We start from the raw sequence: 25,948 nt of genomic DNA, 5'->3' as shown, positions 1-25,948 counted from the left end.
ATCTGGGTTAAAATTGTTTTTTTTCTAACTCAATAAAAAAATCCATAGTTTCATCGCTTTCATCACCCTGAGCGCCAAGTTCATCAGCTGATGGGTGTAATTCGCGAATTTTATTTAACAATTCTTTTTTAGTTTTCGAACTATTAAACCCAAAATTAGTCAAATTGATAAATCGATATCTTTTATTGAGGTCACGGGAAAATATGATCCCAACATAATCATTGTCAATTGTATCCATCAATAAGACACCCAGTATTTTTCCATCACATGTTTCAAACCACTCCAATTCTTGTGAGTGTGATTTGACTCGCGGATTTCTAGCATAGGTAGCTAACGCATTGAACCTTGATAGGGTTATTGGATTTATAAGTATAGATGCCATATGTAACCTTGATAATCTATAACTTAGCAAGAACTAAGTTTGTCACATTAAAAATATATTTCAATAGTAGTCTATCAGAACATTGATATTAAAACTCATATTTAGCATCTAATTATTGATAATTTTTTAGCTTAGCCGGCAATAAAGGGTGAACTATTTGACAGTTTCCGCTTCTGACGCGGTGCCGACTGTCATTTTAAATTCAAGCTCGCAACTAGAAACTGTCACATTGAGGAGGCGTTACTACACCAAATCTCTTCGCCGCTCGTCACATCCGCATTCGTATCGCGTCGTTGCAATAACACTGACGCCAACGCATCCGTTCAATAAAAGGCCTGATATGAAACTCAGCATCGTCTTTCTGATGTTGTGCGTGCTCACGGGCTGTGCACAGCATAACGACACTCTCCCGCCGGTATCCGGAGAACCACAACCGGTGAACACTCCGGCCATCATCCAGGAGCTGACAAAACATGTCTGAAGCAGAAAAAGTTCTTGCGTCGTCCCGAACGTTTGAAGCCGTCATTCTGGAAAAGGATGAGCGCGCCAGGAAAGTAGCTTGGTTGATGGCGGCGGTCGGATTCACCCTGGCCGCAATGACCATTGCGGCCATTATTATCCTGTTACCGCTGAAAACCACTGAGATTGAGCTATGGTCCGTGGATAAACAGACCGGTCGTTATGAATACATGACCCGGATTAAAGAGCGGGATATTTCTTCTGAAGAATCGCTGGCGCATGCCTTAGCGGCAAACTACGTCAAGCTCCGCGAAGGGTATAACTATTTTTCGCTCCAGCGTGATTATGACGATGTGCAGTTATTTAACAGTGACAGCGTGAATAAGGATTATCTGGACGGGTTTAACAACGACCAGGCACCAGATGTCATTTTCAATAAAGCGGAGTATGTCGTTTATATTGACATTATTTCTAACGTCCACGCCTCCGCCACAGCGCCCGACCATTTGGCGACATTGCGCATCAGACGTACCATTCGCCGCATTGCGGATAATTCCGTCAAAACGGATGTCTGGAATATTCGCCTGACGTACCGCTATCTCCCACGCAAGCAACTCACCGACAGCCAGCGCGAAGTGAACCCGATGGGCTTCATCGTCACCAGCTACCAGCGCGATAAAGAACTGAGGACTGAATGATGCTGAGAAAAAGTCTGGGCCTTACCCTTATCCTGGCGTCATACGTGGCCTGGGGTGCCGCCATACCGCGTGGAAGTGTCTGGGACAGCCGGATGCAGAACGTCTTTTACAACAGCCAGAACGCCACGGTAGTCAATACCCGACCCGGCTACGTCACCACGCTGCTGTTCGACGATGATGAGGAAGTTATTGATGCGCAGGTGGGCTTTCCCAAAGGCTGGACGGTGACCCGCAGCGATAACCGGGTGGGCGTCAGCCCGAACCCCATTACCCAGCCGGTGACGGATGCCAGCGGCAATAACGTCAGTCAGGTCTTTCTGCCGACCGCAAAGGACTGGAAGACCAATCTCTTTGTCGTGACATCAAAACGTGATTACAGCCTGGAACTGAATGTGCTGGATAACGACTCGCCCTCGCAGGCTTTCGTCATCCGCTATCGCTATCCGGATGAGGCCCGCCGGCAATCAGATGCCGCCAACGCGACCCGTCTGAAAATGCTGCGCGAAACGCAGGAAAAACAGCAGATAGCAACGGCATTTAAACAAGCCGCCACGCCGCGTAACTGGCGCTATACCAAACGGGTGGCGACAGGGTCGGCGTCCATAGCACCGGACTTCACTTACGATGATGGCCGCTTTACCTATATCGGTTTTTCACCCGTCAAAATCCTACCCTCTCCCTTTCTGGTGGTTAACGGTCAGGAGCAAGAAGTCACGCCCCGAATTGTCAGTCAGGGCAATTACACCGTGATGGTGGTACGAACGTTGTCGCCGCGCCTGGTACTGCGCTACGGCAATGCCGTGGTCGGGATTGAAAACGCGGCATTCGGGCAAGCCACGGGCGCCGGTAGCGACACCGTTTCACCCGCCGTCACGCTGGAGGCAAAATGACAGACCCATCCTTCCCGGAAAAAGCGCAGAAAACCACGGCAGAACTGGAGGCAGAAGCCCGCGAGCGTGCCCAGCTGGCGATGGCGAGCCCGGAGTCAGAACAAAAAACGCCTCCCGGTCAGCCCGAAGTGACCCGCTTTCGAAAAACACCCGGTCGCCGGACGCTGCTGGTCTGCCTGGTTAGCCTGGCCTTACTGGTTGCACTGGCGCTCGGCGGCGATCGCTTGCTTGGGACGCTGAAAGACAAAGACGAAAAGGAGGCCGACACCACACCTCCGCCTTCGACCAGCGCGGGACAACATGCACGAACCAACCTCGGCATGGACAGCAATCCGTTCGGGCTGTTCGGACAAAACAAGCCGGAAACGGCGACGGACAAGGGCCAGGCACAAACTGCCGCGCCATCCCCACAGGAACCGCCCACGTTGAACAAGGCGACGGCGCTGGCTGACGGGCTGAGCACTGCCCCAGGTTCAGCGCAAAGTGGCAACACGCGAAAAACCCGAAGCGAACCGCGCGACATCGCAAGAACGACCGACGGTCCGGCAACCGCATCCGATACCAATGGCAACAATGACAATCCGGGGGTGGCTAAGGTCACCGGCGTCAGACGACTGAACCTCGATCCTGATCTCTATATCCCGGTTGACCGCTATATTCCCTGCTCAATGATGCGGCGGTTTGTCTCCGATGTGGGCGGCGCGATTTCATGCCTTATCAGCGAGGATGTCTACAGCGCCAGCAACCATGTGAAGCTGATCCCGGCGGGCACCGTCGCCAGGGGAATATACCGCTCAGGGGCGTTGCAACACGGGCGCAGCCGGATGTTTATCATCTGGACGGAGTTACGCACGCCGGAGCCCGGCAGCCTGCAAATTCCGCTCACGGATGCCGGGGCCACCGGCCCGCTGGGTGAGGCGGGTATTTCAGGCTGGATTGATACCCATTTATGGGCGCGTTTCGGTAATGCCCTGATGCTGAGCACCGTGCAGGATGTGGCTGCGGCAGCGGCGGATTCAGCGCCGGGAAAAGACCGCAACACCGACTATACCGAAAACACCCGCGCCGCCGCGTCGGAAATGGCGAAAACGACGCTGGAGAACAGCATCAACATTCCCCCCACGATGTATCTGAACCAGGGAGACGTTATCAGTATCATGACCGGCACCGATATTGATTTTTCCTCCGTCTATCGACTGCGCATGAAAAAGAGAGGAGTGTATGCCGACTGAAAACCTGTCTCTTGATTTTATGAAAAATCAGCTTTTCGGTGATTTCCTGCCGTTGGACGGCCTGACCGACATCGCCATTAACCGCCCCGGCGAGATCCACACGAAAATTCGCGGAAAATGGCAGATGCACGACGCCCCGGTTACGCTGCGTCAGTGTTACGCTTTTGCCAAAGCGCTGGCTTCATGGAATGAGGACAACGTGGATGATACGTCGCCCATCCTCTCCGCCACGCTGGGTTCCGGTGAGCGTATCCAGACTATTATTCCCCCGGCCTGTGAGCGTGATACGGTTTCCATCACGCTGCGCAAACCGTCATTCGAACAGAAAACGCATCAGTCCTGGATTGATGCCGGTTTTTATAACCGGGTAACAGGTAAGGAGCGGACTGAAAGCAAGGATGATGAACTGGCCCGATATTATACCAGCGGGGATATTCCCCGCTTTATTGAAAAGGCCGTTGAGTATGGCAGGACGATATTCATTGTGGGGGAAACCGGGTCTGGCAAAACCACCTATATGAAAACGCTGCTACATTATATACCGCAACACCTGAGACTCATCACCATTGAAGACAACCCCGAAATCCGGTTTTACCGCCACGCCAATTATGTTCATCTATTTTATCCGGCAGACGCCGGGGAGGACTCCATCGTCACACCCGCCAGGCTTATCCGGGCCAATTACCGGATGAACCCGGACCGCATTCTGTTGGCGGAAATTCGTGGCCGGGAAGCCTGGGACGCGCTGAAAATCGTCGGCTCCGGTCATGAAGGACTTATCACCTCCCTGCATGCGGGCAGCCCGGAAGACTGTATTGAAGGCATTATTGACCGCTGTTTTGAAAACCCTGATTGCCAGAATATCCCGTTTGAGGTGCTGTTACGTAAGGTGCTTAAAAGCGTGGATATTATCGTCAGTATTGATATTCACGGCGATATCCGCCGGATGGGTGATATCTATTACAAATATCTTCACCTGGATAAAATGAAGGAGGACTTCAACGATGCGAACAATTGACCTATTTTTAACCAGCGCGATGATAGTTATCCTTTCTGGCTGTTCATCCCCACCAGAGCCTGTGCAGCCCGAATGGGGAAAACCCGGCGTGGAAATGAATACGAGTCTTCCACAGTGGTCAGAGAACCGGGTTATTTTGCCGTCCCCCACAATTGATGACCACTGGTCAATAAAAATGGCCTTCAATCCTGATGCGGTTTACCCGCCTGACGTCTGGTATGCCGTTGTCCATTCTAGTCACATTATTGTTAACGCACTGGATGGTGAACATTATTTCAGGGCCAAAGTTTGGCTACGAAAAAACGGTTACTCAGGCGTCATTACCTTCCAGCCAAAACTGAATAATTGCCTGACCTGTAATACAACGGAAATTGAGTTTTATCGGTAACACCATTCACACGCCAGGTTTTCCAGGTACCCCCCTCCCGACAACACAACATTCAATAGCTCATTTCCAACCAGAGGTAATCAACATGAAGTCGATCATACTACCTGCATTTTTTCTTTGTATTGCTTCATTATTGTCATCCACTGCGATGGCTGCCGATGCCTGTGAAGTCGTTTTATGTATGTACGGTAAAACGACGGGTAATGACGGAGGAAAAGAATGCAGCTCTGCTGAACGTTCTTTCTTTAATATTGTGAAAAAGAACAAACACGGTTTTTTACCCAGCCATACAGCCGATGCCCGTAAAGCATTTTTGCTCGAATGCGAATCAGCTAACCCGGAAATTATCAGCCAAATCATCGGTAAATTTGGCCGTATGCGCGGTTGATCAATTACCGGCACGTTTGCCGGGTGAGCAGATTATTATACGAGTAACCGGGACCATTACTCGCTGATTTGAATTTAAAGAATTTTCTTCATAGACGGTGAGGCATGAAAAATAAAGCCATTACTTTCATAGAACGGTATTGCTTCTTTTCTCGCATCAAGAAAAACAAAATTCATTTCTCTCTCTTTTGCTTCCTTTACCGCAAAGCTCAGCAATAATTTTCCTATACCTGAACCTCTTTGTTTTTCATCAACAACCAGGTCATCAATGTGGAGATGAAAACCACGAGCTAACGTATGTACATGTCTAAATCCCATTACTCCAACAATGTTCTCACCTGAGTATGCAGCAACTAGCTCATAACCGTTAAATATTTGCATTCTAACCCTTCTGATAAATTCTTCTTCTGTCAGATCTCTTAACTGCGATATAACTTTATAAGCATCAACCCACTCTGTTGGTAAAATTTTCTTTATTTCAATAGACATTGATCTTCTTCCTCTGGTTTCATTTTCAACATAATATTTGACAAAGGTAATGACTCGATGATATCGAAATCATAATACATTGGCAATCGACACTGCTTTCAGAAAGAGTTTTTTTAACTAAAATTAGAATACTCCTATTCAGTTAAATCCCGCTAAACGATGAAATCAAATCTATATGATTGTTATCTCATTTTATCGAAATCAGCATCCAGTTAAGGTGATAACAACAATCACAGATGCGGCTTTTGTGCTGTTAAATTCATGCGCAAAGCATGAATTTAACAGTGGCGTGAGGCGAGTAAATTCAATTTCGAAGAAATTGCTAATTTGCGTCGCCCGAACCCACCGGCGAGCATTCACCCCCAGGGGAACCGAGCTGGCTGGGGGGAGCCGAATAAATTTTGCCGCCCCAGCGAGCAAAAAGACGCGCCCACGCGTCGGTTTATTTGGGGGGCGTTAGCCCCGCACACCGTCGCGGCTAAGTCTCCGGCCAAAAGCCGGTAGCGTGGCGCGACCACCCTCTTTGAAGGCGTTTTCCCATTTTTTCGCTTGGCCGGAACGGACAAAAGAAAAAATAGGCGAAAAACGGCGTCTCAAAGGGGGTGGTCGCGCGTAGCGGGCGACGGTGTGCCGCCGTGGACGTTGGGGGTTTTGGCGCAGCGTCCAGCCGCGACATTACCCCCATGCGACATATCATAAGGGCGTCCAGCCCGCATGAACTGGCGCACGCCGTTTGGTGCAGGAAAGCATGCTTTCCTGCACATGGCCGCAACGCGGCCACCTTCTTCGCCCCTGACGCTCGCCCCGCCTTTTCGCCCGACACCGTGGGGCGAATTGATGGGGCGATGTCATGGGGCGAACTGCTGACAAAGGAGGCATCGTGATTTTGAATAAGCTGGCCGTTTCACTGTCGCCGATAGTGAATGGCGCGCTGAGCTTCATTGCTTTTATGCAACAGCATCAGCTGATGCTGGCGCTGTTATCGGGGCTGACGATGCCGTTTTTCGCGTCGATGAAAAGCGATGAACGGCAAAAAGCCCCGTTGTGGCAAAAGCTGATTATTGCTTTTTCCATACTGTGTTTTCTTTGCGGTACGATGGCCCCGGTTGTTATCTGGATTTTCCAGTGGCTTTATAAAGGCCGTGTAGTCACCAGCATTCCCGTTCTGGCATGGCCGGTGCTGATTGCCTTTACCGTAACGGGTTTTATTTTGCATATTCTGCTGCGCAGAGTATTAACACCTGAGTTAGACAAAATAAAGAAACGCCTCGTCAGGAAAACCACGCTTGAACGGGAATTACGCACCGATGTCCGTACGGTGAAATCACTGCTGCCGGAAACACTGCATTATGACCCGCTGGATTATATCGACCTGAACAAAGGGTTATTTATCGGCATTGACCGCGATATTCAGCCGATGTACCTGCCGTTAAAAGACTGGCAAAAACAACACGCGGATATTATCGGCACCACCGGTGCTGGTAAGGGCGTTGCCACCGGCATATTACTATATCAAAGTGTTCTGGCCGGCGAAGGCGTATTTGTGATGGACCCCAAGGATGATGAATGGGCACCGCACCTTTACCGGAAAGCCTGTGAGGATGCTGGGAAACCTTTTGCCCTGATTGACCTGCGAAAACCCCAACACCAGTTAAACCTGATTGAAGAGATCACCGCCGATGAGTTGGAAGAGCTTTTTGTTGCTGGTTTCAGTCTGGCGGAAAAAGGTCAGGAGTCGGACTTTTATCGCATTGACGACCGGAAAGCGGCCCGGATAGCCGCGCAGTTTGTCACCCGGAATACTACCGCAACCATTCGGGATGTTTATAACGGAGACTACGTTCAGGGTATTGCCGATAAGATAAAAGCCTTTTTCGGAAAAATTGAAGAGCTGGCCTTGCTCAATGCCATTAATGCCCCCACCGGATTTTCGCTTAATACGATATTTGAGAAAGGCGGTTGCTGTTATGTAATTGGTTCAATGCGCAACAGCAAAATCATTACCGCGCAGCGCATGCTGCTGGTTCGCCTGTACCAGCTGGCAGAAAGGCGCGAGCGAGTGAAAGACGTGCCCCGCCCCATTGCTATTTATCTTTCCGAACTGAAATACCATTTATCCAGGCCCGCGCTGGAAGGTTTAGGCGCCGCACGCGATAAAGGCGTGCATATTATTATGGACCATCAGTCGATTGCCGATTTAAAAGACTGTCCGGCAGATTTGAAAGGCGACGCCGTTGTCGGCGCGGTCGTTGAAAATGCCAAATTCAAACTGGTTTATCGTGTCATGGACCCGGACACCGCGGAATGGGTGGCCAGGATGTCAGGCACTATATTAGTCGATGATGAAGTCCGCAAAGCAAAAACCGATGCCGTGCTGACAGAGACTATCGACAGTGAACGCACCATCAGGCAGGCGGAACGTTTCTTTACCGACAGCAATATGATCCTGAACTTACCTGATTTTGTCAGCTTCATTTTCACGACAAAAGCACTCCCCTCTGCTTCTCTGATTTCGCCCATCAAGGTGAAAAAACGCGAACTGGAGATCTGTGCCGTGTCGCCCGCGATTGCCGCCACCGCCGCAACGGTAAATATCACCCTGGATTTTAGCGAGGAGGGAATATCCCCCGGCCCCGCATCAACACCGGATATCACCACAACGTGGCCCGATCTTTTTTTTGATGAGACGGGCGAAAAAGACACGACAATGCCGAATGCCTATAAAGAGGATAACCCGTCATTGCTGGATTATTAATGGGGGTAATGATGCTTATCACCACATACCGCGAACGCCAGATGCGACACCGCGAAAAAATACAACGACTGCTGAATTTCCTGAAAGAAGAAACGTACAGTGACTTTAAAACACTGATGCTGCTATTCGGCTTCAGAGATCATAAATCGCTGTATTCCCTGCTTTCAAAAGTCGAGGGCATGGGCTTAATACAAAAGCACGTCCTGGTATCGCGCACCATGAAAATTTCATTGTGGGGCATAACCAGTGACGGACTGGTCGTTGTGTTAATCCCCGACGATGTGCTTTTTCCGGCGCGGTTTGAGCCTTCAAAAATCACCGGCTGGACGCTGGAGCATCACCTTGATAATCAGGCAGCCCGGATTATCCTTGAGCAAAAAGGCGCATCCGGATGGATAAACGGCGATCGCACAACCTTCCTCAGCCGTTATCAGGTCAGTCACCGCCCGGACGGGTTGATCACCCTGCCCAGCGGCACCGTGATCGCCATTGAGACCGAGCGCCGTCTGAAAACCAAAGCCCGTTACCAGTCGATCATCGCCAGCCATTTGCTGGCGCGGACACGTAAAAACTGGATTTACGTTTTTTATATCGTGCCGGACCCGCAGAAAAAGCGCGGTCTTGAACGGCTGTTTGACAGCATCCGGCACGTCATCGTTAACCATCAACACATCCCGCTGGAAACCCGCCACCGGAATGTCTTCCGCATCTATACGCTCGACGAGTTGCAACGGCTCGATTTAGGCAACTGCATATAGTTGTTCTGTATCACCAACTGCCCCAACCCGCTGCGCAATGACCGGAAGTAATGCCCTTCCGAAATACTCCCCCGACATCAGAACATACAGGACTCCAGAATGAACAGAGAAACTGACCGACTTTTGGACGTACTGACCGAAATGAGCGCAAAAGCGCTGGTCACATGGATGACGCATTCCGCATTGCGGGACATACCGCGCGAAGCATTATTGGAACGCGGCAACGATTTTGTATATGCCCTGCACGCAAATTTTGTGCTGCTACGTGATCTTCTGTCAGAAACGCTGGAAGATATTGAGCAGCAAAGTCATGGCCTCGAAGAAAGACTAGATTGCCTGGAGCAGCGGCTGCAGACGCTCCAGAAAGATACTGACTTGTATTAGCTCAGACTTGACCTGGCACAACTACGACACAGGGCCAAACCTCATCTGACAGGCTGCTCTGGGTAGGTATAGTCATTCGAACCCTGAGAGTTACACAGTGAATGAAACGGATCTATAGCCATCTATCTGCGATTGTGATAATTATTAATTCCATACTTCTTAAGTAGGTATGGTAGAAAAATGAAAGGGAAGCTGCCTTTGTAAGCATGCCCAATACGGATGCAATAGTTTTGACGGGCGATTATTTTTGCCACAGTGAAACCTGCAGAAAAGCCTTTGCCGTACCCTATGTGCTGCCAGCGGGAAAATTTCCCCTAGCTAGTGGGAAGCGAATTGTTGACCTCTGACAAATCCTCGCCCGGAAAGAGCCGCTATTTATGTTCTTGTGGTTTTCACCTGGTGACGGAGAGGCCCGTTTTGTACGACATAATCCAGCGTATAGCCACATTGGATGATGATTTAGGACAGCTCTAGAGTAGTCATATCTGTGCTCACATGTGTGCTATTGCTTACAGATTACAACGATGTTCCAGCCATCCTGAATGGCAACCCAACCGCAAAAGTGCCGTAAAAGTGGAGCGCCAGTGAAATAATGAAGAACAAAACGCCTACATACGAAGATTATCGGAACCACACTGGACTCCATTATCATAGACTATGGAAAGCAACGGGAGACAACTGGATCTGCCCTGGGTGTGGACGCAGCAAATTTCAGATCATGAGATGGACCCTCAGATTCCCGAATACACCGGCCGCTTTTATGGATTGGGTTGCAGCGTTACACAAACACCACGACCATTCTACTGACTACATGGGTTTAGGCGTGTCTCGGTTTCCTGAAACACTAATTTGTGACCAGTGTAATTCAGCAGATGGAACAGTAAAAAGGATGCTTAAACTGCCGAAAAAATTCTCGTTCTCCCCCCAGGAAATGCGGATGTTCATAGAGGCGACACCACACGGGAAACATAAAATTAATTACGAGCGAGCACTTGATCTCTTCACGCTACTAATGAAAAGCAATGATCGTGGTTCACGAATGTTTTTTTAAAATATTGAATTTAAGAACATAGTTAACTGGCTAAAAACAAATGGTACATATGGCAAACACTCTTTTTTTTGGTAATGGAATAAACAGGCTTTCTGAAAATCACGTCACCTGGAGTGATTTGCTGGATAATATAAAAGGCATCAACAAATTCGAAAGCGGGCAACTGCCAAACACTATGGTGTATGAACGAATCTTTCTGGAAAAACATGCGCCAGATAGAAGCGAAAAAAAAGATGAACTTGAAATAAAAAATGTTATAGCTAATGGACTGCGAGAACAAGGACCAAATGAGGTTCTTGAGGAGTTAGCATCATTACCCATTGAGCATTATCTTACTACTAATTATGATTACGCTTTCGAAAAGGCACTTAACATTTCGCCAGTAAAGCTCAGCTCAGAAGATATCTATAGCCTGAGAAGAAAGAGAATGTACGAGTCAGAGAACGATACAAAATTTCTCTGGAATATACACGGTGAAATAGATAACCCTAAATCCATTATGCTTGGGTTAGATCATTATTGTGGTTCAGTGAGTAAAATAGATGCATATGTTAAAGGTACGTACTCACATAAGATTAATGGTGTTGACGTTACTGTTAAGTCCATGTTAGACAAACTGAGGGATTTTTCATTTTGTCACACATCCTGGGTTGATCTCTTTTTCTCAAGCAATGTCCACATTCTCGGTTTTTCATTAGACTACAGCGAGACTGACATCTGGTGGTTGCTAAATAAACGAGCCCGCTTTTTATCTGAAGCAACAATAAATAACAAAATCTATTTTTATACCCATAACATTAGTGATGAAAAGAAAGGGTTGCTTGAAGCGTTCAGTGTCAAAGTTATTACAATTGAAGTAATAGGCGATAACTTCGAGGATATGTATTGGTCTGCTATCAAGAAAATAAACGCTAACTTCAATCAGGGTACAGCAAGCTAACTTAACGCATTGTGATTAAAGGAATCAAAAATGAACATGATTTCGTACTGGAAAAATTCTAAACCATTCCATGAAGATGATGGGATGGTATTAATTTATGGTCACTATGATCATAAGCACGAATACAACGGCGGCACTAAAGAACTCGGCGTTCACTGGGATGGATATCCGCAGTCGCGTGGAATACTCAGTCCCTGTGTCATACCGGCTAACACACGTAATGCCATGCTCTCTGGCCTTTTGCACCAGGCGGTGACAAACGGTGATAAGCAGATGATGAATAACATTACTGAAGCAATTGAGTTCTTTAGCATCTAACATTTAATCTTTCTCTGCATTCGATTGCAAACCTTATTCTGAGAGTAAACTTAGCAAGAGAAGACTGTCTATTTATTTTATGCATCCTCAGGAACTTACTGTTTAAGCAACCTTGGCTTTCACCGTCTAATCTAGGTTGCCAAGTCTGAATCGCCGCTTCTGGCTGTTGGTAAGCTTACTCGGACTTACAGGGGAAGCGACCCGTGCCCTGTTGATGAAGACTATTCGATTAAAGTATTGGTTCGTGTTAACAACTGCAAACGCCCGCTGTTCGCTCACAGCGAACCTTCTGCTCAGTTAGGTCGGCCGCTTCGTGCCAGAAGCGGAAGTTGATAATACCAGCTAATTTTAGCTGCTGGAAGCCGGTTCCCCTAACTATAATCAGTTCGCCTGTAAATTCAGTTGATTTGAATGAATTGCGGCTCAGCCAGTTCGGGTGGATGTATTTCCACTCCTATATAAATAGGCATCCATGATTATATTTGTGCTGATCCTAAATTATAAATCCCCTCAATTTCCACATGATGTAATTTACTGTAAATACATAAACCATAATTTAGAAATATCGATATAAAGAAAAGTGTTTTTACATCAAAAATTAAAGGATTCAAGGCACAAACCGTCTATTCCAATAGATATACCAAACGTCCCACCTATCCCTTCCCCAAAATTCTGGTCAAGAACTCTACGCATATCTCTTGCGATTTCAGTGTACTGTTCCTGTAAATGAGAACTACGATAGTTGCGATTCATTATTATTTCACTTAAATCATCATTATTCAGTGCTCTAGTATTCTCCCCGTCAGGGAATAAAGGATAGATTCGTGATATTTGATCAACTTCACGTAATAAATTTAACATATTTCTGTGTATTGACATCCTGAAAGGGCGTCCGGAAAAGTTGAGGTAAGGCAAACTAATAAAATCAGGCAATGCGGCAAACGTATCAGTTCTGCTGGGTAATTCAGTATCCAGATTTATATATTTGTAGTGCGATGATATGGCGCTTAAGCGATCAAGGATCATTGTAGTTTCTCCTGTCGGTTCTGGGTCACGCAACAATGTGCGCACGCCGTTTTCATTATAAAGAGTACCGCTGGCTGAACGAGTAATGTTGGTGTCCCCATTAATTGAGACTAAAGATGTAAGCTGCCTCTTCGCCTTATTCAACCCGCTATAGAGATATGACTCACTCGTTGCTCCTTTAGCCTCAAAAGCATGCCATTGAAAACGTAGATCCTGTCCGGCTAAATCCGGTTCTAATCCATTATTAGAAACAACGGCATGTGATTTCTTTAAATCACGAACATGTGTCAGAAAAGGGACAGAGAAGACCTGCTCAGCATATAAGCGTGAAAATATCATCCCTACATGATAGCTGTTATCTCTGGTTGTATCGCTGATATCGCCCATGGATAATGGGTTCTTAATCAACCGTGACATGATATCTGGAAATACCCTTTCGGGCCCATAGTGCCTTACACATACGTCATGTAGGAAACATGCCCCCACCGATTGCTGAAAAACACCCTGCATAACATAATTGGAAAACATGTGATGGTCAGCATGATTCAAAAAATAAAAGTGATTTAAGACATTAAGTGCAAAGATATTATCCACGTGAGATAAACTTTTGGCGATCCCGAAACGATAAATTGCTTCCCACCCATACTTTCTAAAGTAAGTAGGTGTGAATATTTGCCAAGAGGTATTTGCTATTGCATGTCGATACAAATCCAGAGCATTAATATGGTTAGGATGATAGCGAGTTCCTGATGTATTGACTCTATCAAAATTTCCGGAATAGTTAGCAACTTTCAAGTCAACAACGATAGTCATATGTATGGGGCTCCAACACGATTTTCTGTTAATTCATAACTATACCTTAATTATAAATCCTGAAGAACTGCCATTTATAGCTGCGACGTCACATTAAAGAGACCTGAACCTAGGCAATCCAATTATTATTGAGACTGAAATCATTACCATGTATGGAGTTTCATGCAAACCTCTAACTCCTACCAGCATTGCCTCGCGAATTTCCGCTCCTCGCTCACATCGGACCTTCAGCTCAGTAAGCTTGTCCGCTTTATACTGTGAGTTTAACGGGTCGTTGCAACGCTATCCTTAATCAAGGGAAAGTGATCATTCCGCTCGTTCGGTCGGATGCTTCGAACCTGATCTAGTCGATGGATGTTTTCATGGATGCGCTCGTCAACGGAAGGCTTCAAAACGGCATACCCTGATCGAATCCGGGCTGAGCAATCTCAGACTTGAGTACAGTCGGTACTGGGGCTGATTCCTCTACTACACCGGCATCAATAAATACAACGCCCCCCTCTTCTTTAGCATCAGTCATCGCCTGCTGCTCTGAGATCTCTTCCGGATCTAGATCAACATATGAATCGCCCATCATCATTCTGTAATGCGCATCATGCTTAGCCGCCTTGAATATCTTGAAGAAAATTTTCAGGTAGCTTGCTGCCATATTGTCACTAATGGCCACGTAGAGCTCATCCGGAGCGTAATGCGATCCATCGTTTACCCAACTCATCAAAGACTGGCATTGTGTCTTTTCAATACCCTCAAACTTGTCGACCAAGTGGTACGTATCGACACCACCCAAAATCTTGAAATAGTTCTCCAAAATCCGTCGCATGGTATTCTGCAACGTAAGGACTGGCACCGGTGTCCTTTTCAGCTCTGCCCAGAGTAATTGATAAGAATTCCTGATTGGATTACTTGAATGGAACTCAATTACCGAATACTCATTTGGTTTGCGGACAATCCAAAATGTCTCATCAGCAAGAGATGTATTTGCCTTCCGGCGCTGATCGTACGTGACCTCTTTATGGAAATGCACGTTGTGTGTAAGCACCACAACTTGTTTAAGATGGCTACCACTCTTTCTAACTTCGGCGAAAAGCTCCTTGATCAAACTACTCACGATAAACAACACATCACTATCAAGGCTAGAAACAGGGTCATCGATGACCACAATCCTATCGGCGGTTATACCGGATGTCGTAATACTCCCTCTCAACAGGTGGTAGAAATAAAGGAACGTTACGAAGGTCTTCTCGCCCTCGCTCAATGTTTGCTTGGCATCTCTCCCATCCGCTCGGATAATTCTATAGGAGTTATCCGCACATGCAGGATCTAGAGAAAAGCTGAGGAATCCAAAATTTTTTAAAATCTTATTTATAGCAATTACTGTAGGCTTTACACTGGTAAGCTCCGCCTCAATCTTATCGATATCGACGTCTGTAGCATTAATATCTTCCGTGGCTTTATCCCGGCTCAATGCGATGCCCGAAATAGATTTCTGTAGCTTATTCTTCTCAGAGGTATAATCAGCCAAGGTATTCTTTAGCTCGGCATCGACAATATATTTCCACACTTCTCCGGTGAGCCTGCGCTGCTCAGCAGTGAAGCTTGCAACTAGGCGATTTTGTTCGGTTATTTTCGCATTCGCCGTATTAACAATAGCAGCAATATCAGCCTCAATACCCTCCAGCCCCTCAAGAAACACCTCAGCACTTGGAGTGGTAACTTTATTGTCCATCCGCCCTTTATTGACAAGAACAACAGCATCCAGTGCTTGAATCTTAGGATTAAGTTTTTCCTTGTCCAGTTCTGTGCAATCCAAAGCTAACAGAACATGTGCCTGAGCCAAAAGATCCTCAGCAATTTGAAAATAATTATTACGTAGGGCAGAGACCGCCTTCGAATCCGCCTCAAAAGTCTCATCGAAGTAGTCAGTAAGTTCCTTCTCGAAGTCGTGGGGCAGAGTCTGCTGACAGAACGGACATTGTTCATCCGTATGCTCCAGAAATCTCATACCCTGCCTAACCCAGTCGCTATTACCTAACCGCTGAATAATCGCGGATATACTAACATCGTCTTTGCCTACCACCTTTTTAACCAGAATCGGGCTTTTCTCGAATGCTATCAACCGTGATAAATCCAAGGTCGAAACAAGATCTATTTTCGAGGGTTGGTCACCATATAAAACTGCCGCTCTAGCCTTGAGATCAACCAAATCAACCAAGGTGGATTTGTTATTCTCATGTTCTTGAAGAACCCTTGCTTTGAATGCTTCCTTATTATTCCTTAAACCAGTAAATGCCCCCTTGAAATATTCATCATGCTTCACTTTCTGTTCCCAGCATCGGCCAACCAACTTTGCTTCCAAAGAAATCAACTCAGCATGCTTTCCAGGTTTTCCATCTTCACCATCAAGAGAGATGATTAACTTGGCCCTCAACTGTTCATGGCGCTTTCTTTCATCTTTAAGATCTTTGAGGCGGTCGAGCTGAACTTTCTCGGCCTTGCCGAGTGTAAATACTCCCTGAAACTCTTTGGATTCTGAGAAGTTGGCAGTGATGAAGTCGTTGTTATAGATCATTGCTGGCACTGCCATATTTCTGAGCCAGGTAATACTAGAGTCTGTTGAGAGGCTAGGTTTCTCAATAAGTCGACTGATTGTGGTCTTGCCCGCTCCATTTGCTCCATAAATGAAATTAATCTTTTTGAGATTAATAACTTCTGATTTGTCAGGACGGTAGGTAGCGATATTGGAGAGACTAATTGATTCGATCATAGCGGGTCATCCCTGCACGCTGGTTTTGACCCCATATATCCATGCACCTATTCCCGCTTAGGTTGATGGTTTCCCCCTGCGCCGATATTCTCTTGGTGAGCGATATCCTAAAGCGCTGTGCGGGTGATATTCGTTGTAATGTTCGAACGCTAACGACAGGTTTAACACTGCCGTCTGGCTGTCCGGTTTTGGCATCATACCGATATAATCACGCTTCATCGTCTTAACGAAGCTTTCTGCTACACCATTACTTTGTGGACTTCTGATCGCGGTCGTTCGGGGCTCCAGGCCCAGCATTTTAGCGAAGCTCCGGGTTTCATCGGCACGATAGGCCGAACCGTTATCCGTCAGCCATTCGAGGGGCGCTGTCGGCAGGTTTTGCCCGAACCGGCGTTCAACTGAGCGTAGCATAACGTCCTGTACCGTATCGCTGTCATAACCGCCGGTGCTGGCCGCCCAGTCCAAGGCTTCCCTGTCGCCACAGTCGATGGCGAAGGTGACCCGCAGCTTTTCGCCGTTATCGCAGCGGAACTCGAAGCCATCCGAACTCCAGCGCCGATTGCTTTCGGCCACCGCCACCCGGCCTGTGTGACGACGGGTATCCGGTGTGGGACGGGGTTTCGACTCTAACAACAAGCCGTTGTCACGCATCACGCGCCATACCCGTTTTGCGTTCACCCTCGGCAGACCTTCCTGCTCCGAACGGCGGCGCAGATTAGCCCAGATGCGTCGATAGCCATAACTCGGAAGGTCGGCAACTTCGGCACGGATGTGTTCCAGTAATTCGGCGTCATCCTGATGCCGCTGCATGCGACCGTCCTGCCAGTCCGCCTGCCGATAACGATAAAGCGAGAGCTGCGCACGCGACACACCCAGAGCTTCACTCACTGGTTTTACTCGTCGTCCCCGGGCAATAAGGGTCCGTGCGCAATCCATTTTTTTGCTTTGCCGTATTCTACCGCCTCCTTAAGGATCTCATTTTCCATGGTTTTCTTACCCAGGAGACGCTGGAGTTCACGGATCTGTTTCATGGCACTGTTTAACTCAGAAGCCGGCACAACTTCTTCGCCGGCAGAGACTGCCGTCAGGCTGCCATCCTGGTATTGCTTACGCCATTTAAAGACTTGATTAGCATTCACATTATGACGACGAGCGACAAGAGAAACGGAGCTTCCTGGCTGGAAGGTCTCCTGAACGATGGCGATCTTCTCCTGCGGAGTGCGACGACGGCGTCGCTCTGGCTCAGTAAGAACAGTACCCATGATTTCGCTTTGACCAGTCTTGAACATAGTTCCAAGCCTACCTCTTATTTTAGGCGGGTCAAAGTGTATGGATCATCAGGGGGCTAATACACACGCAACGGCGCTAATTTGGCCGCTGCTCAGTAAAATTCTGAAGGTCTAGGCAATTGAACGACTACCTAAACATTTTACTATCATATGAAAGCTATTGGCTTGATAAACATATACGGCATGGTGATTTATGTAAAGGCCAGAGGTATAAAGGAGGAGTAAGACCGGTGCAGTTTTGCCTACGCTACAGGTTAGGGATGCTATAAGTATTCCTGCAAATTGTGTCACTCATTTTAGAGCTTACCTCCCAGTTCAGACAATGTCCGCTGTTCGTTCGTTGTCGACTGTCAGGTTGAATCGTTTTCTAACAAAGAGCACCGCCGGATCAAGTCGGAGCCTATACATTTAAAGGGTTGACGGGCTCTTTGCCGCCCGCCCCGCAGCCTGCGAATTTTCCTGGCATCCGGTGCCAGGAAAATTCGCAGTGGAATGATACCCCCTAACACCACCGCTACTCCACCCACTACCATATTATGTTAAAGCCACATTCCTTTGCGGCTTCTTGCCCCTGCCCTCAGGCTTTATCCATCAAATAACGATGTGCTTTTGATGCCGCACTGGCAGCTTTGAAAATAAAGCGTTTGTCGTTCTTCAGTGCTTTCAGCCAGGAAGCAATATAACTTTCATGCTGAACCTCTCCTGCGATACCCAGATCCGCCATCAGGAACGCGCTTCCCAGCTCGGCGATCAACTCCTCAAAAGCATAATCCTCACTGCCAAACTTCCCTTTCATTTCACGGTTCAGCCGACTTTTTACCCCGCTCCAGTGAATCAGCTCATGCAGGCCGGTGGCGTAGAAATTGGCGGCATCAGAAAAAAGGTACCGTTCCGGTAGCCAGATTTCATCGTTAGAGGGTTGGAAAAAGGCGTTTTGACCTTTCTCAATGATGGTTGCACCACTGTTACGCAAAAGCGCTTCCGCACGCGGTAACGGCTCAAAGGTCTCTGCTGCCGGGCAAACTGCTTCGTCACTCAGAGGCAAACCGTCAATTTGCTCAACATCAAACAAGGTAAAAGTTTTCAGCATCGGAATATAGTCAGTGTCTCCGTCGTCATTTTCCTTTTCCAGCGTGGTATAGAAAATGGCAGTAGTGCCGTGTTCTCCCTTGCGTACCTGCCCGCCTTCCACTTTTGCCTGTTTGTAGGTCATCCAGCGCGAATCACTGAATCTCTGTTTTGAGGCACTGCACCATAGCAACATGATATTCATTCCACTGTAAGTAGCACCAGTCGCGTAGTTTGAAGGTAATCCTGACATGCCCGGTACGCGCTGCCACGGGCGGGACCACGGCTTAACACCTGTTTCAAGGGCAGAAATGATGCTGTCAGTTACGTTTTGATAAATATCGATTTTGGTTCTTGAAAATTTCGTTTTTGAGGAGCCTGACGGGTCCAGCGGGGATACGCTGGTTGCCGATGCGGTGTTAGGGGCGCTAGTCTGAGTATGCAGGGAAATAGTCATGGTTTTTCTCCGTCAGTGGTGTGATTTTCGTCTTCGTATCGCCTGACGGTTCGCTTTCCCTGCATCGTTCCGGCCTGCAAGGGCGCAGTATGCGTGCCATTTACCCTTGTGGGACGGGTTATGTTGGGGAACGATTAACCGGAAGCTGTTACGGGAACGGAAATTACACGGAGGGAAAAGATATGACCTACATAGCCGGGCGTAGCGCCCCTTGGTTCGCAGCGGTGAAATGATTTTGGATTTTGGATTTTGGATTTTGGATTTTGGGGTTTGGGGTTTTGATTTAACGCTATTAGTTCAGACCTGAACTGTCAGTCGGTTTTAAAGAGTAGCGGACTTCATAATCCTGCTTTTAATCAATACGCAACGGCTACAACCGGTATAATCGCTCTGGATATCCGATATTCGTATGCAGGGGACCGGACTGCTGCCGTACTACAAATCCCAATTAAAGAGATGTATAGCGAGCGGCTGATTAAGGGTGGTAGTATTAAAATACTCATTGCTTGAACCTAACCGTCAGCCAGTAATATTTTGCGCTGAATGACACGCCTCACCCCTGAAACCTATAACCTACTGAATAATAATATTATTATTTTATTAAGCGCTCTTGCGGCGTTTTCCACTTCAGCAACCTTTCAATCGCCGTATCCTCTGACAGGAACTGGCGAGCCAGTTGTAGCCGTTTCATAACCTGCACCTTTTGCTCAACATCAAGCGTTGCCGTATCTGATTCTGCTTCGTGAAAAAACTGTTCCAGCCGTTTATCTTCAGCCCACTGAACCATAATAGATTTGAGCTCGGCACGGCTGGCACGGTAAGCTTCCTGTTCCCGACCTATCCGCTCCTTTTCAAGATATATGGCTAATTCCCGCTCACGCTGGACACACCGCTCCTCAGCTTTGATTCTGGCCTCTTCTAGCTGCTTTGAAATTAGCGGAACAGCCTCCTGCATCGCCGAAATCATCTTAGGGATCTGGCTAATTAACCCGCACTGTTTCGTCTGCCGGAACTGTACCAACCATTCTGCGGAAGAATAAGGCGAGTAAAGCTGCAATAGAAATCGCCCGGTAGGTAGAGTATGTTTTGATACGTGTATCAAAGACTCACTATTTCCCCCCCGAATCCACCGTCCCATCTGTTCGTCACGAATATAGCGGTTTTTGACTTTTTTCGCCGGAACATACTCCGTCATTTCAGCAAGATTAAACGCAAAGTACATATCACCGACACAAATAATACTTGGCGTATAAGGCCGCCATAAATTCTCCCAGCGATATCCTCCCGCTTTTAGATCTTCCTTAATATTAATATCCGTACGATTTAGCCTTTCTCCCGGAGCATCCAGCGTTACCCGATAACCCTTTTTCCCCAGAGCTTCAATGAACCGGCTCAGGAACTCAATTGCGTGCTCAAATCCCGTATCAGAAACGTTGAGATCCAGTAATTTCTTTTTCGCAGGTTTATAATAGCCATCTTCTGTAACCGAAGAGACTGGCAGATACGTTTTGAGATCATTTATCAATCCATAGCCATTACTCGTAACAGAAGCTTGCTTTGGGGCGACTGAATATGCTGATTTTGATACCGTAATGGCAGGAAATTGCATTGATGAATTGTCATTCTCGCGTACCTTTTCCGCCTTACCATTTCTCAGAGCGGGCAGAGCTGGAATTGCAGGTGCAGTCCCATGCGCAAGTGCCTTCCAGTAACCGGCAAGCGGCCTGGGTATCCGCATTTCGCTGCATCGTTTTGCCAGTAACTCAGTACTGATGTCATACAACACAGTTATACGTTCCGCGGGCTCGCTCCAGACCAAGTGGTACAGCGTTTCCCGATCCTGGGGCAAAGTCTGCGCGGCATCGTGTGGATTAATCTCTGACATTGCGTCTCCCCTCCTATAGGGTACATTATCAGAAATCTTTGCCTGTTGGTGATTGAAAGAAATCTGAGCGGCTTCCCATTGATTGGCGCGACTGAAACTGAGCGGGAAGAGATTGACGCCATTTTGCAAGATACGTGGTAAAGCGCTGACGATGGGTTCTTTCAATAAGCCGATTTCGAATCGGGAAAATCTTGACGTTATCAGAACTGATTGATCGGGAGAAGCGCCGTGGGGCTATATGAGAAGTGGTGTGAGTCCATTAAAGAAAATGATGAACGCAAGTATTACTGGACGTATGTCGAGAAGGACGGCGGCCGCGATGATATCCGCGAGGACCTTGCTGAGACCATTCGCTCGCACTACGACCGACTTGAACGCATCGCAGATGACGTAGGGCGACTAGGATACAAGGTTGCTGCCAAGATCCTCAGCGAGGCAATGCCTAATACCCCCAAGGGCCGCTCTGGCGACCTCGGCGAAATCCTTGCGACTGAACTAGTGGAGGAAGAAATCGGTATGCGGGTACCCGTGCGCCGGCTCCGTTACAAGGACGGCCGTAACATGGCCATGCGCGGCGATGACTTCATCGGCGCGGGCTACCAAGGCAATAAGCTCTGGCTGCTAAAAGGTGAAGCTAAAAGTAACCAGAAGCTTGGCAAAACCACGGTCACCGCCGCCCGCAAGGTCCTCGACCGCGACAATGGCCGCTGCACGCCTGACTCGCTGCTGTTCGTCGCCAATCGCCTGCTGGAGAGCAACGATGCTGGCGATAACGCACTGGGTCGCGACCTTCGCGACGAAGTGGGTCTTAAATCTATGCGAGCCGATCGCATCGACCACATGCTCTTCACCGTTTCGGGTAACGGCCCTCACGCATCCCTGAAAGAGAACCTTGAAGCCGCTGGAGTCAACAGGGACCACTACGTCGTGAACATTCACGTCGAAGACCATCAGGATTTCATTGCGGCAATGTACCTAGAGGCGGAAGATCTTGGAGACGACTGAAGAATTAAGCACCTTCCTGACGGCCGCTACAGTTGACGGTATTCTCGGGCGCCTCCTCTATCGCGGTGCAGCTTGGTCGTTGATGCGCGAGGATGGCGTATTGCCGCAAAACGCTCCGCCGCTTGGCGCAACCATCGAAACAGATCTTGCCGAGCACGGTTTTGCCCTGCTTCGAGGCGCAATGGCACTGCGGGCTCAGGCTGGTGCTTCGGAACTCACTGGCAAGGCCTTTGAGCGCGCAGCCAACGCCTTCGAAGCCCTGGTGCGCAATGGTAATCCAGAGTCGCCTGATCGCGGATTCCGCCGCACCATTGCTGCTGCAGCCTACCATCTAGCCGGCTTCTCGGCCGTCGCCTTTTCAATCTTCAACGAGACAGAGGAAGACCTTAACGTCTCACCCGGCGAAATAGCGATCCGACACCTGATACTGCGCGATCTCGACCAACTTCGCGGCTTCGTTCGCGACTGGTTGGATGATGGGGCTCACGGCGATGAGCAGCTCGCGGCGGCACTGCAGGGCGGAGACGCTGACGTCGACGAAGTGCTGTCGACAATTCTCAATACGACGATCTGCCGTGCCCTGGCATTTTTCGACTTCGCGCTTGAGACGGGCGAGGTCGAGCCGATCGAAGCCGCACGAGGGCTCCTTACCACCGCTGTCGGGCTTGCCAACAACGCTGAGAACGTCCCGCTGTGGTGGATCTCGAACCTCTGCCGTCACCTGATCGACGACTTGTGGCAACACTCGCTACACCAGAATTTGCCGACTGAGCCACCCGAGGGTGCGGAGGAAAAATATCCCGACCTGCGGCGGTTGTTTATATCTTCACTTTACGCCCGCAAGACCTCAGAGGTGGAGCTATGGCCATCGCAGCGCGAAGCCGCCCAGCGCTCCACAGACGTCACGGACGATCTGGTCGTCGCCCTGCCGACCAGCGCGGGCAAAACACGAGTGGCAGAGATTGCCGCGTTAATGACCCTATCCTCCGCACGCCGGGTGCTAATCGTCACACCGCTGCGCGCTCTTTCGGCCCAGACCGAACGATCTTTCAGGAAGACCTTCGCGCCACTAGGATTTGGTGTCTCTTCTCTCTACGGCGCCAGCGGCCTTTCGGCCGGTGATGAAGACGCCCTCCGCACACGGGAGATCATCATTGCGACGCCCGAAAAACTCGACTTCGCTCTGAGAAGCGACCAGACGCTGATTGACGATGTCGGCCTGATCGTCCTCGACGAAGGCCACATGATCGGTCCTAGTGAGCGCGAAATCCGCTATGAGACGCTCGTGCAGCGCCTACTTCGGCGCACGGATGCGGCAGAGCGCCGAATAGTTTGCCTTTCCGCGATCCTGCCAAGCGGCGACGAACTCGACGACCTTACCGCATGGATTCGTTCCGACGAACCCGGGGAGCCTGTGCGTTCCGACTGGCGCCCAACGCGCCAGAGATTCGGCGTGCTTACTTGGCGAGGGAAGGACGCGTTGCTACGGCTCGATCTAGACGACGATGGCCCCTTCCTTGACAAATTCGTCGCGGAAAAACCAGCGCTCGGGAAGGAGAAGAAGCCCTATCCACGCAAGAACTCGCACCTCGCTCTGTTCGCGGCATGGGAGTTCGCGAGCCAGGGCAAGCGCACCTTGATCTTCTCTACCCAAGCAAACTGGGTCGAGAGCTACGGCAAACAAGTCGTGGACCTCTGCAAGCGCGGCTATCTGGACTCGTTGCTGGAAGACGAGGCTCCAATCGCCCGCGCCCTGGAAGTCGGAAAGGAATGGTTGGGCGAGAATCACCCAGCCGTGGCCAGCCTGAAGGTGGGCGTTGCCATTCATCACGGCCGACTGCCGAGCCCGTTCCTACGCGAACTGGAACTGCTCCTATCCGAAGGAGCGCTAAAGGTCATTGTCGCTTCGCCGACGCTCGCGCAGGGCCTCAATCTCAACGCTGCCGTGCTGCTTGTGCCCGCGCTATATCGCGCCTCCGAGAAGATCAAAGGCGAGGAGTTCGCGAACGTGGCCGGCCGCGCCGGACGTGCATTCGTCGATGTCGAGGGGCTGATCGTCCATGTCATGTTCGACAAAATCAAATGGCGAAAGAAAGAATGGAGGGAACTGGTCGCCTCTGCCAAGGCTAGGACGCTTAAAAGCGGCCTTATCCAGATCGTTGCCGAAATCCTTGAGCGTCTATCGCGCGAGGGCGTCTTGGATAGAGATGACGCCTGGGAATATCTCGCCAACGCCCGCGAGGCTTGGAGGTCACTTGACGAAGAAGCAGGGGTGGCAGAACGACTGGCCGCCGCAGTGGAATACGACGCTACCACCGACGATGAAGACGAGACGGACGACGAGGAGGAAACCATCGACGAGGAGCCCCTGTCTCAGCTCGTCGAACGCCTCGATGCCACCGTATTCGGTCTGATCGAAGCCCTAGATGCTGATCGCGCCGATCTACCTAAGCTTCTAGACGAGGCGCTCAGGGGGTCACTCTGGGCTCGCCAAATTGCTCGGGAGGACGAGGATGTCGCTTCCCTGCACCGGAAGGTATTCGAAGCACGCGCTGGTCTCATCTGGAAAGCCACCACCACCCCAACGCGACGCGGGCATTTCGCGATGGGAGTCGGGCTCGAAGCTGGCCTCCTCATCGACGCTATGGCGGACGAGCTGGCCGAACTCATCGACAGGGCAGACAGTGCAGCGTTGAGCGGCGACATCCACGAACTCGCCGATGCTCTCGGCGGACTCGGCGAACGCCTGCTGTTCATGCGGCCTTTCATCCCTGACAAGGCGAACGCGCTGCCGCCGAACTGGAAAGCTATCCTACGTAGTTGGGTGTCCGGGGAAGAAGTCTCCAAGATCGGACCGCAGAACATGCGGGCGGTCGAAGATGCCTTCACCTATCGGCTAGTCTGGGCGCTAGAAGCCGTCCGCACCCGGCGCATGTCCTTCGGCTGGTCGCCGGATACGGTGGCGGGCGGTGCTGCGGCTGCGGTCGAAACCGGTGTCCCCCAGTTCATGATGGCGATGCTGATCCGCGCAGGCCTGCCGTCACGGCGCGCGGCAATGGCGGCCATCGAAGATGCTGAGCCACTCTTCGTCACGCCCGCAGAAATGCGGGCCTGGCTTGAATCCGACGAGATTACGGCCAAAACCGACGCAGGCGACTGGCCAACACCCGACACCTCCGCGTTATGGGCACGCTTCCGAACCGAAGCTCTCAGCGGAGGCATCCAGAAATGGTCAGTCGAACGCTACAAGCGCCTACTCGATACCGAGTCCTCCCCGCCCGCTGGCCTCTATCGAATCCTCACCGACGAAGGGGACGCGCGGACTTGGCTGGCAACCCCCGACTACCAGCGGATCGCCGTCTTCAGGAAGCCAGCGGTTGATCCCAAGCCCAGCCTATTCTCGGGACGGTTGCCGGGCAAAACCCGGCTCGTGGATGCTCTACGCGTCGGCCGCGGAAAGTTGCGTTGGCCGGCTGCCGACGCCTAAAAGGG

19 protein-coding genes and 1 pseudogene are annotated in these 25,948 nt (G+C 49.6%); 13 read left to right on the top strand and 7 right to left on the bottom strand.

What is annotated here, in order from left to right; all coding sequences use genetic code 11:
- Window positions 1–7: 7 nt before the first annotated feature.
- The gene (locus tag ABUK12_RS02840; RefSeq protein WP_410014859.1) at window positions 8–382 is read right to left on the bottom strand and encodes a hypothetical protein; all 375 of its coding nucleotides are present in this window, start codon (window positions 380–382) and stop codon (window positions 8–10) included.
- A 473-nt stretch (window positions 383–855) separates the two neighbouring features.
- Between ABUK12_RS02840 and ABUK12_RS02835 the strand changes: the two genes are divergently transcribed.
- From ABUK12_RS02835 to ABUK12_RS02810, 6 genes are all read left to right on the top strand, one after another.
- Entirely contained in the window at window positions 856–1,539 is a 684-nt protein-coding gene (locus tag ABUK12_RS02835; protein WP_410014858.1) for a virB8 family protein, read from the top strand.
- Window positions 1,539–2,429: a P-type conjugative transfer protein VirB9 gene (gene virB9, locus ABUK12_RS02830; protein ID WP_410016813.1), complete on the top strand. Its 891-nt coding sequence runs from the start codon at window positions 1,539–1,541 to the stop codon at window positions 2,427–2,429. The genes ABUK12_RS02835 and virB9 overlap by 1 nt, the downstream gene beginning before the upstream one ends.
- A complete protein-coding gene (gene virB10 / locus ABUK12_RS02825) occupies window positions 2,426–3,661 on the top strand; it encodes a VirB10/TraB/TrbI family type IV secretion system protein (protein WP_410014857.1) in 1,236 nt (411 codons plus the stop codon). Before virB9 ends, virB10 begins: the two co-directional genes overlap by 4 nt.
- Window positions 3,651–4,679 (top strand): P-type DNA transfer ATPase VirB11, encoded by a 1,029-nt coding sequence (gene virB11, locus ABUK12_RS02820; RefSeq protein WP_410014856.1) that lies wholly within the window; start codon window positions 3,651–3,653, stop codon window positions 4,677–4,679. The genes virB10 and virB11 overlap by 11 nt, the downstream gene beginning before the upstream one ends.
- Window positions 4,666–5,067: a cag pathogenicity island Cag12 family protein gene (locus tag ABUK12_RS02815; RefSeq protein ID WP_410014855.1), complete on the top strand. Its 402-nt coding sequence runs from the start codon at window positions 4,666–4,668 to the stop codon at window positions 5,065–5,067. The genes virB11 and ABUK12_RS02815 overlap by 14 nt, the downstream gene beginning before the upstream one ends.
- A gap of 85 nt (window positions 5,068–5,152) precedes the next feature.
- Complete coding sequence (locus tag ABUK12_RS02810; RefSeq protein ID WP_410014854.1) at window positions 5,153–5,455, top strand: TrbM/KikA/MpfK family conjugal transfer protein; 303 nt, start codon at window positions 5,153–5,155, stop codon at window positions 5,453–5,455.
- A gap of 74 nt (window positions 5,456–5,529) precedes the next feature.
- Here the strand turns inward: ABUK12_RS02810 and ABUK12_RS02805 are convergent, their stop codons facing one another.
- On the bottom strand, window positions 5,530–5,943 hold the full coding sequence (locus ABUK12_RS02805; RefSeq protein ID WP_410014853.1) for a GNAT family N-acetyltransferase: 414 nt from the start codon (window positions 5,941–5,943) through the stop codon (window positions 5,530–5,532).
- Between the two features lie 880 nt (window positions 5,944–6,823).
- Here ABUK12_RS02805 and ABUK12_RS02800 point away from each other — a divergent pair.
- The 5 genes from ABUK12_RS02800 (at window position 6,824) to ABUK12_RS02780 (ending at window position 12,149) form a co-directional block, all read left to right on the top strand.
- Complete coding sequence (locus ABUK12_RS02800; RefSeq protein ID WP_410014852.1) at window positions 6,824–8,698, top strand: type IV secretory system conjugative DNA transfer family protein; 1,875 nt, start codon at window positions 6,824–6,826, stop codon at window positions 8,696–8,698.
- Between the two features lie 11 nt (window positions 8,699–8,709).
- A complete protein-coding gene (gene mobC, locus ABUK12_RS02795) occupies window positions 8,710–9,456 on the top strand; it encodes a MobC family replication-relaxation protein (RefSeq protein ID WP_410016812.1) in 747 nt (248 codons plus the stop codon).
- Between the two features lie 99 nt (window positions 9,457–9,555).
- Entirely contained in the window at window positions 9,556–9,840 is a 285-nt protein-coding gene (locus ABUK12_RS02790) for a hypothetical protein (RefSeq protein ID WP_410014851.1), read from the top strand.
- Between the two features lie 1,100 nt (window positions 9,841–10,940).
- Window positions 10,941–11,831 (top strand): SIR2 family protein, encoded by an 891-nt coding sequence (locus tag ABUK12_RS02785; protein ID WP_410014850.1) that lies wholly within the window; start codon window positions 10,941–10,943, stop codon window positions 11,829–11,831.
- 30 nt (window positions 11,832–11,861) lie between these two features.
- The gene (locus ABUK12_RS02780; protein ID WP_410014849.1) at window positions 11,862–12,149 is read left to right on the top strand and encodes a hypothetical protein; all 288 of its coding nucleotides are present in this window, start codon (window positions 11,862–11,864) and stop codon (window positions 12,147–12,149) included.
- A 591-nt stretch (window positions 12,150–12,740) separates the two neighbouring features.
- Here the strand turns inward: ABUK12_RS02780 and ABUK12_RS02775 are convergent.
- The 5 genes and pseudogenes from ABUK12_RS02775 to ABUK12_RS02755 all read right to left on the bottom strand — a co-directional run bounded on the left by ABUK12_RS02775 (window position 12,741) and on the right by ABUK12_RS02755 (window position 21,451).
- Window positions 12,741–13,988: a hypothetical protein gene (locus ABUK12_RS02775; RefSeq protein WP_410014848.1), complete on the bottom strand. Its 1,248-nt coding sequence runs from the start codon at window positions 13,986–13,988 to the stop codon at window positions 12,741–12,743.
- A 388-nt stretch (window positions 13,989–14,376) separates the two neighbouring features.
- Window positions 14,377–16,752: an AAA family ATPase gene (locus ABUK12_RS02770; protein WP_410014847.1), complete on the bottom strand. Its 2,376-nt coding sequence runs from the start codon at window positions 16,750–16,752 to the stop codon at window positions 14,377–14,379.
- Window positions 16,736–18,014, bottom strand: a pseudogene (locus tag ABUK12_RS02765) (IS3 family transposase). Before ABUK12_RS02765 ends, ABUK12_RS02770 begins: the two are co-directional and overlap by 17 nt.
- A 604-nt stretch (window positions 18,015–18,618) precedes the next feature.
- A complete protein-coding gene (locus tag ABUK12_RS02760) occupies window positions 18,619–19,566 on the bottom strand; it encodes an ArdC family protein (RefSeq protein ID WP_410014846.1) in 948 nt (315 codons plus the stop codon).
- Window positions 19,567–20,158: 592 nt separating this feature from the next.
- The gene (locus tag ABUK12_RS02755; protein WP_410016811.1) at window positions 20,159–21,451 is read right to left on the bottom strand and encodes a hypothetical protein; all 1,293 of its coding nucleotides are present in this window, start codon (window positions 21,449–21,451) and stop codon (window positions 20,159–20,161) included.
- 228 nt (window positions 21,452–21,679) lie between these two features.
- Here ABUK12_RS02755 and ABUK12_RS02750 point away from each other — a divergent pair, with 228 nt between their 5' ends.
- Both ABUK12_RS02750 and ABUK12_RS02745 read left to right on the top strand, forming a co-directional pair.
- Complete coding sequence (locus ABUK12_RS02750; protein ID WP_410014845.1) at window positions 21,680–22,456, top strand: DUF1837 domain-containing protein; 777 nt, start codon at window positions 21,680–21,682, stop codon at window positions 22,454–22,456.
- A complete protein-coding gene (locus tag ABUK12_RS02745) occupies window positions 22,443–25,943 on the top strand; it encodes a DEAD/DEAH box helicase (RefSeq protein WP_410014844.1) in 3,501 nt (1,166 codons plus the stop codon). Before ABUK12_RS02750 ends, ABUK12_RS02745 begins: the two co-directional genes overlap by 14 nt.
- Window positions 25,944–25,948: the final 5 nt, after the last annotated feature.

The organism is Sodalis sp. C49 (assembly GCF_046352915.1).
GTDB lineage: Bacteria > Pseudomonadota > Gammaproteobacteria > Enterobacterales > Enterobacteriaceae > Acerihabitans.
The sequence above is the reverse complement of the archived record's forward strand: the minus strand, read 5'-3'. Positions and strand labels throughout refer to the sequence as shown.

Bases quoted from the DNA above. Each gene is read 5' to 3' on its own strand.
- ABUK12_RS02840 (WP_410014859.1), bottom strand. From the start codon at position 382: ATGGCATCTATACTTATAAATCCAATAACCCTATCAAGGTTCAATGCG.
- ABUK12_RS02835 (WP_410014858.1), top strand. From the start codon at position 856: ATGTCTGAAGCAGAAAAAGTTCTTGCGTCGTCCCGAACGTTTGAAGCC.
- virB9 (WP_410016813.1), top strand. From the start codon at position 1,539: ATGCTGAGAAAAAGTCTGGGCCTTACCCTTATCCTGGCGTCATACGTG.
- virB10 (WP_410014857.1), top strand. From the start codon at position 2,426: ATGACAGACCCATCCTTCCCGGAAAAAGCGCAGAAAACCACGGCAGAA.
- virB11 (WP_410014856.1), top strand. From the start codon at position 3,651: ATGCCGACTGAAAACCTGTCTCTTGATTTTATGAAAAATCAGCTTTTC.
- ABUK12_RS02815 (WP_410014855.1), top strand. From the start codon at position 4,666: ATGCGAACAATTGACCTATTTTTAACCAGCGCGATGATAGTTATCCTT.
- ABUK12_RS02810 (WP_410014854.1), top strand. From the start codon at position 5,153: ATGAAGTCGATCATACTACCTGCATTTTTTCTTTGTATTGCTTCATTA.
- ABUK12_RS02805 (WP_410014853.1), bottom strand. From the start codon at position 5,943: ATGTCTATTGAAATAAAGAAAATTTTACCAACAGAGTGGGTTGATGCT.
- mobC (WP_410016812.1), top strand. From the start codon at position 8,710: ATGCTTATCACCACATACCGCGAACGCCAGATGCGACACCGCGAAAAA.
- ABUK12_RS02790 (WP_410014851.1), top strand. From the start codon at position 9,556: ATGAACAGAGAAACTGACCGACTTTTGGACGTACTGACCGAAATGAGC.
- ABUK12_RS02785 (WP_410014850.1), top strand. From the start codon at position 10,941: ATGGCAAACACTCTTTTTTTTGGTAATGGAATAAACAGGCTTTCTGAA.
- ABUK12_RS02780 (WP_410014849.1), top strand. From the start codon at position 11,862: ATGAACATGATTTCGTACTGGAAAAATTCTAAACCATTCCATGAAGAT.
- ABUK12_RS02775 (WP_410014848.1), bottom strand. From the start codon at position 13,988: ATGACTATCGTTGTTGACTTGAAAGTTGCTAACTATTCCGGAAATTTT.
- ABUK12_RS02770 (WP_410014847.1), bottom strand. From the start codon at position 16,752: ATGATCGAATCAATTAGTCTCTCCAATATCGCTACCTACCGTCCTGAC.
- ABUK12_RS02760 (WP_410014846.1), bottom strand. From the start codon at position 19,566: ATGACTATTTCCCTGCATACTCAGACTAGCGCCCCTAACACCGCATCG.
- ABUK12_RS02755 (WP_410016811.1), bottom strand. From the start codon at position 21,451: ATGTCAGAGATTAATCCACACGATGCCGCGCAGACTTTGCCCCAGGAT.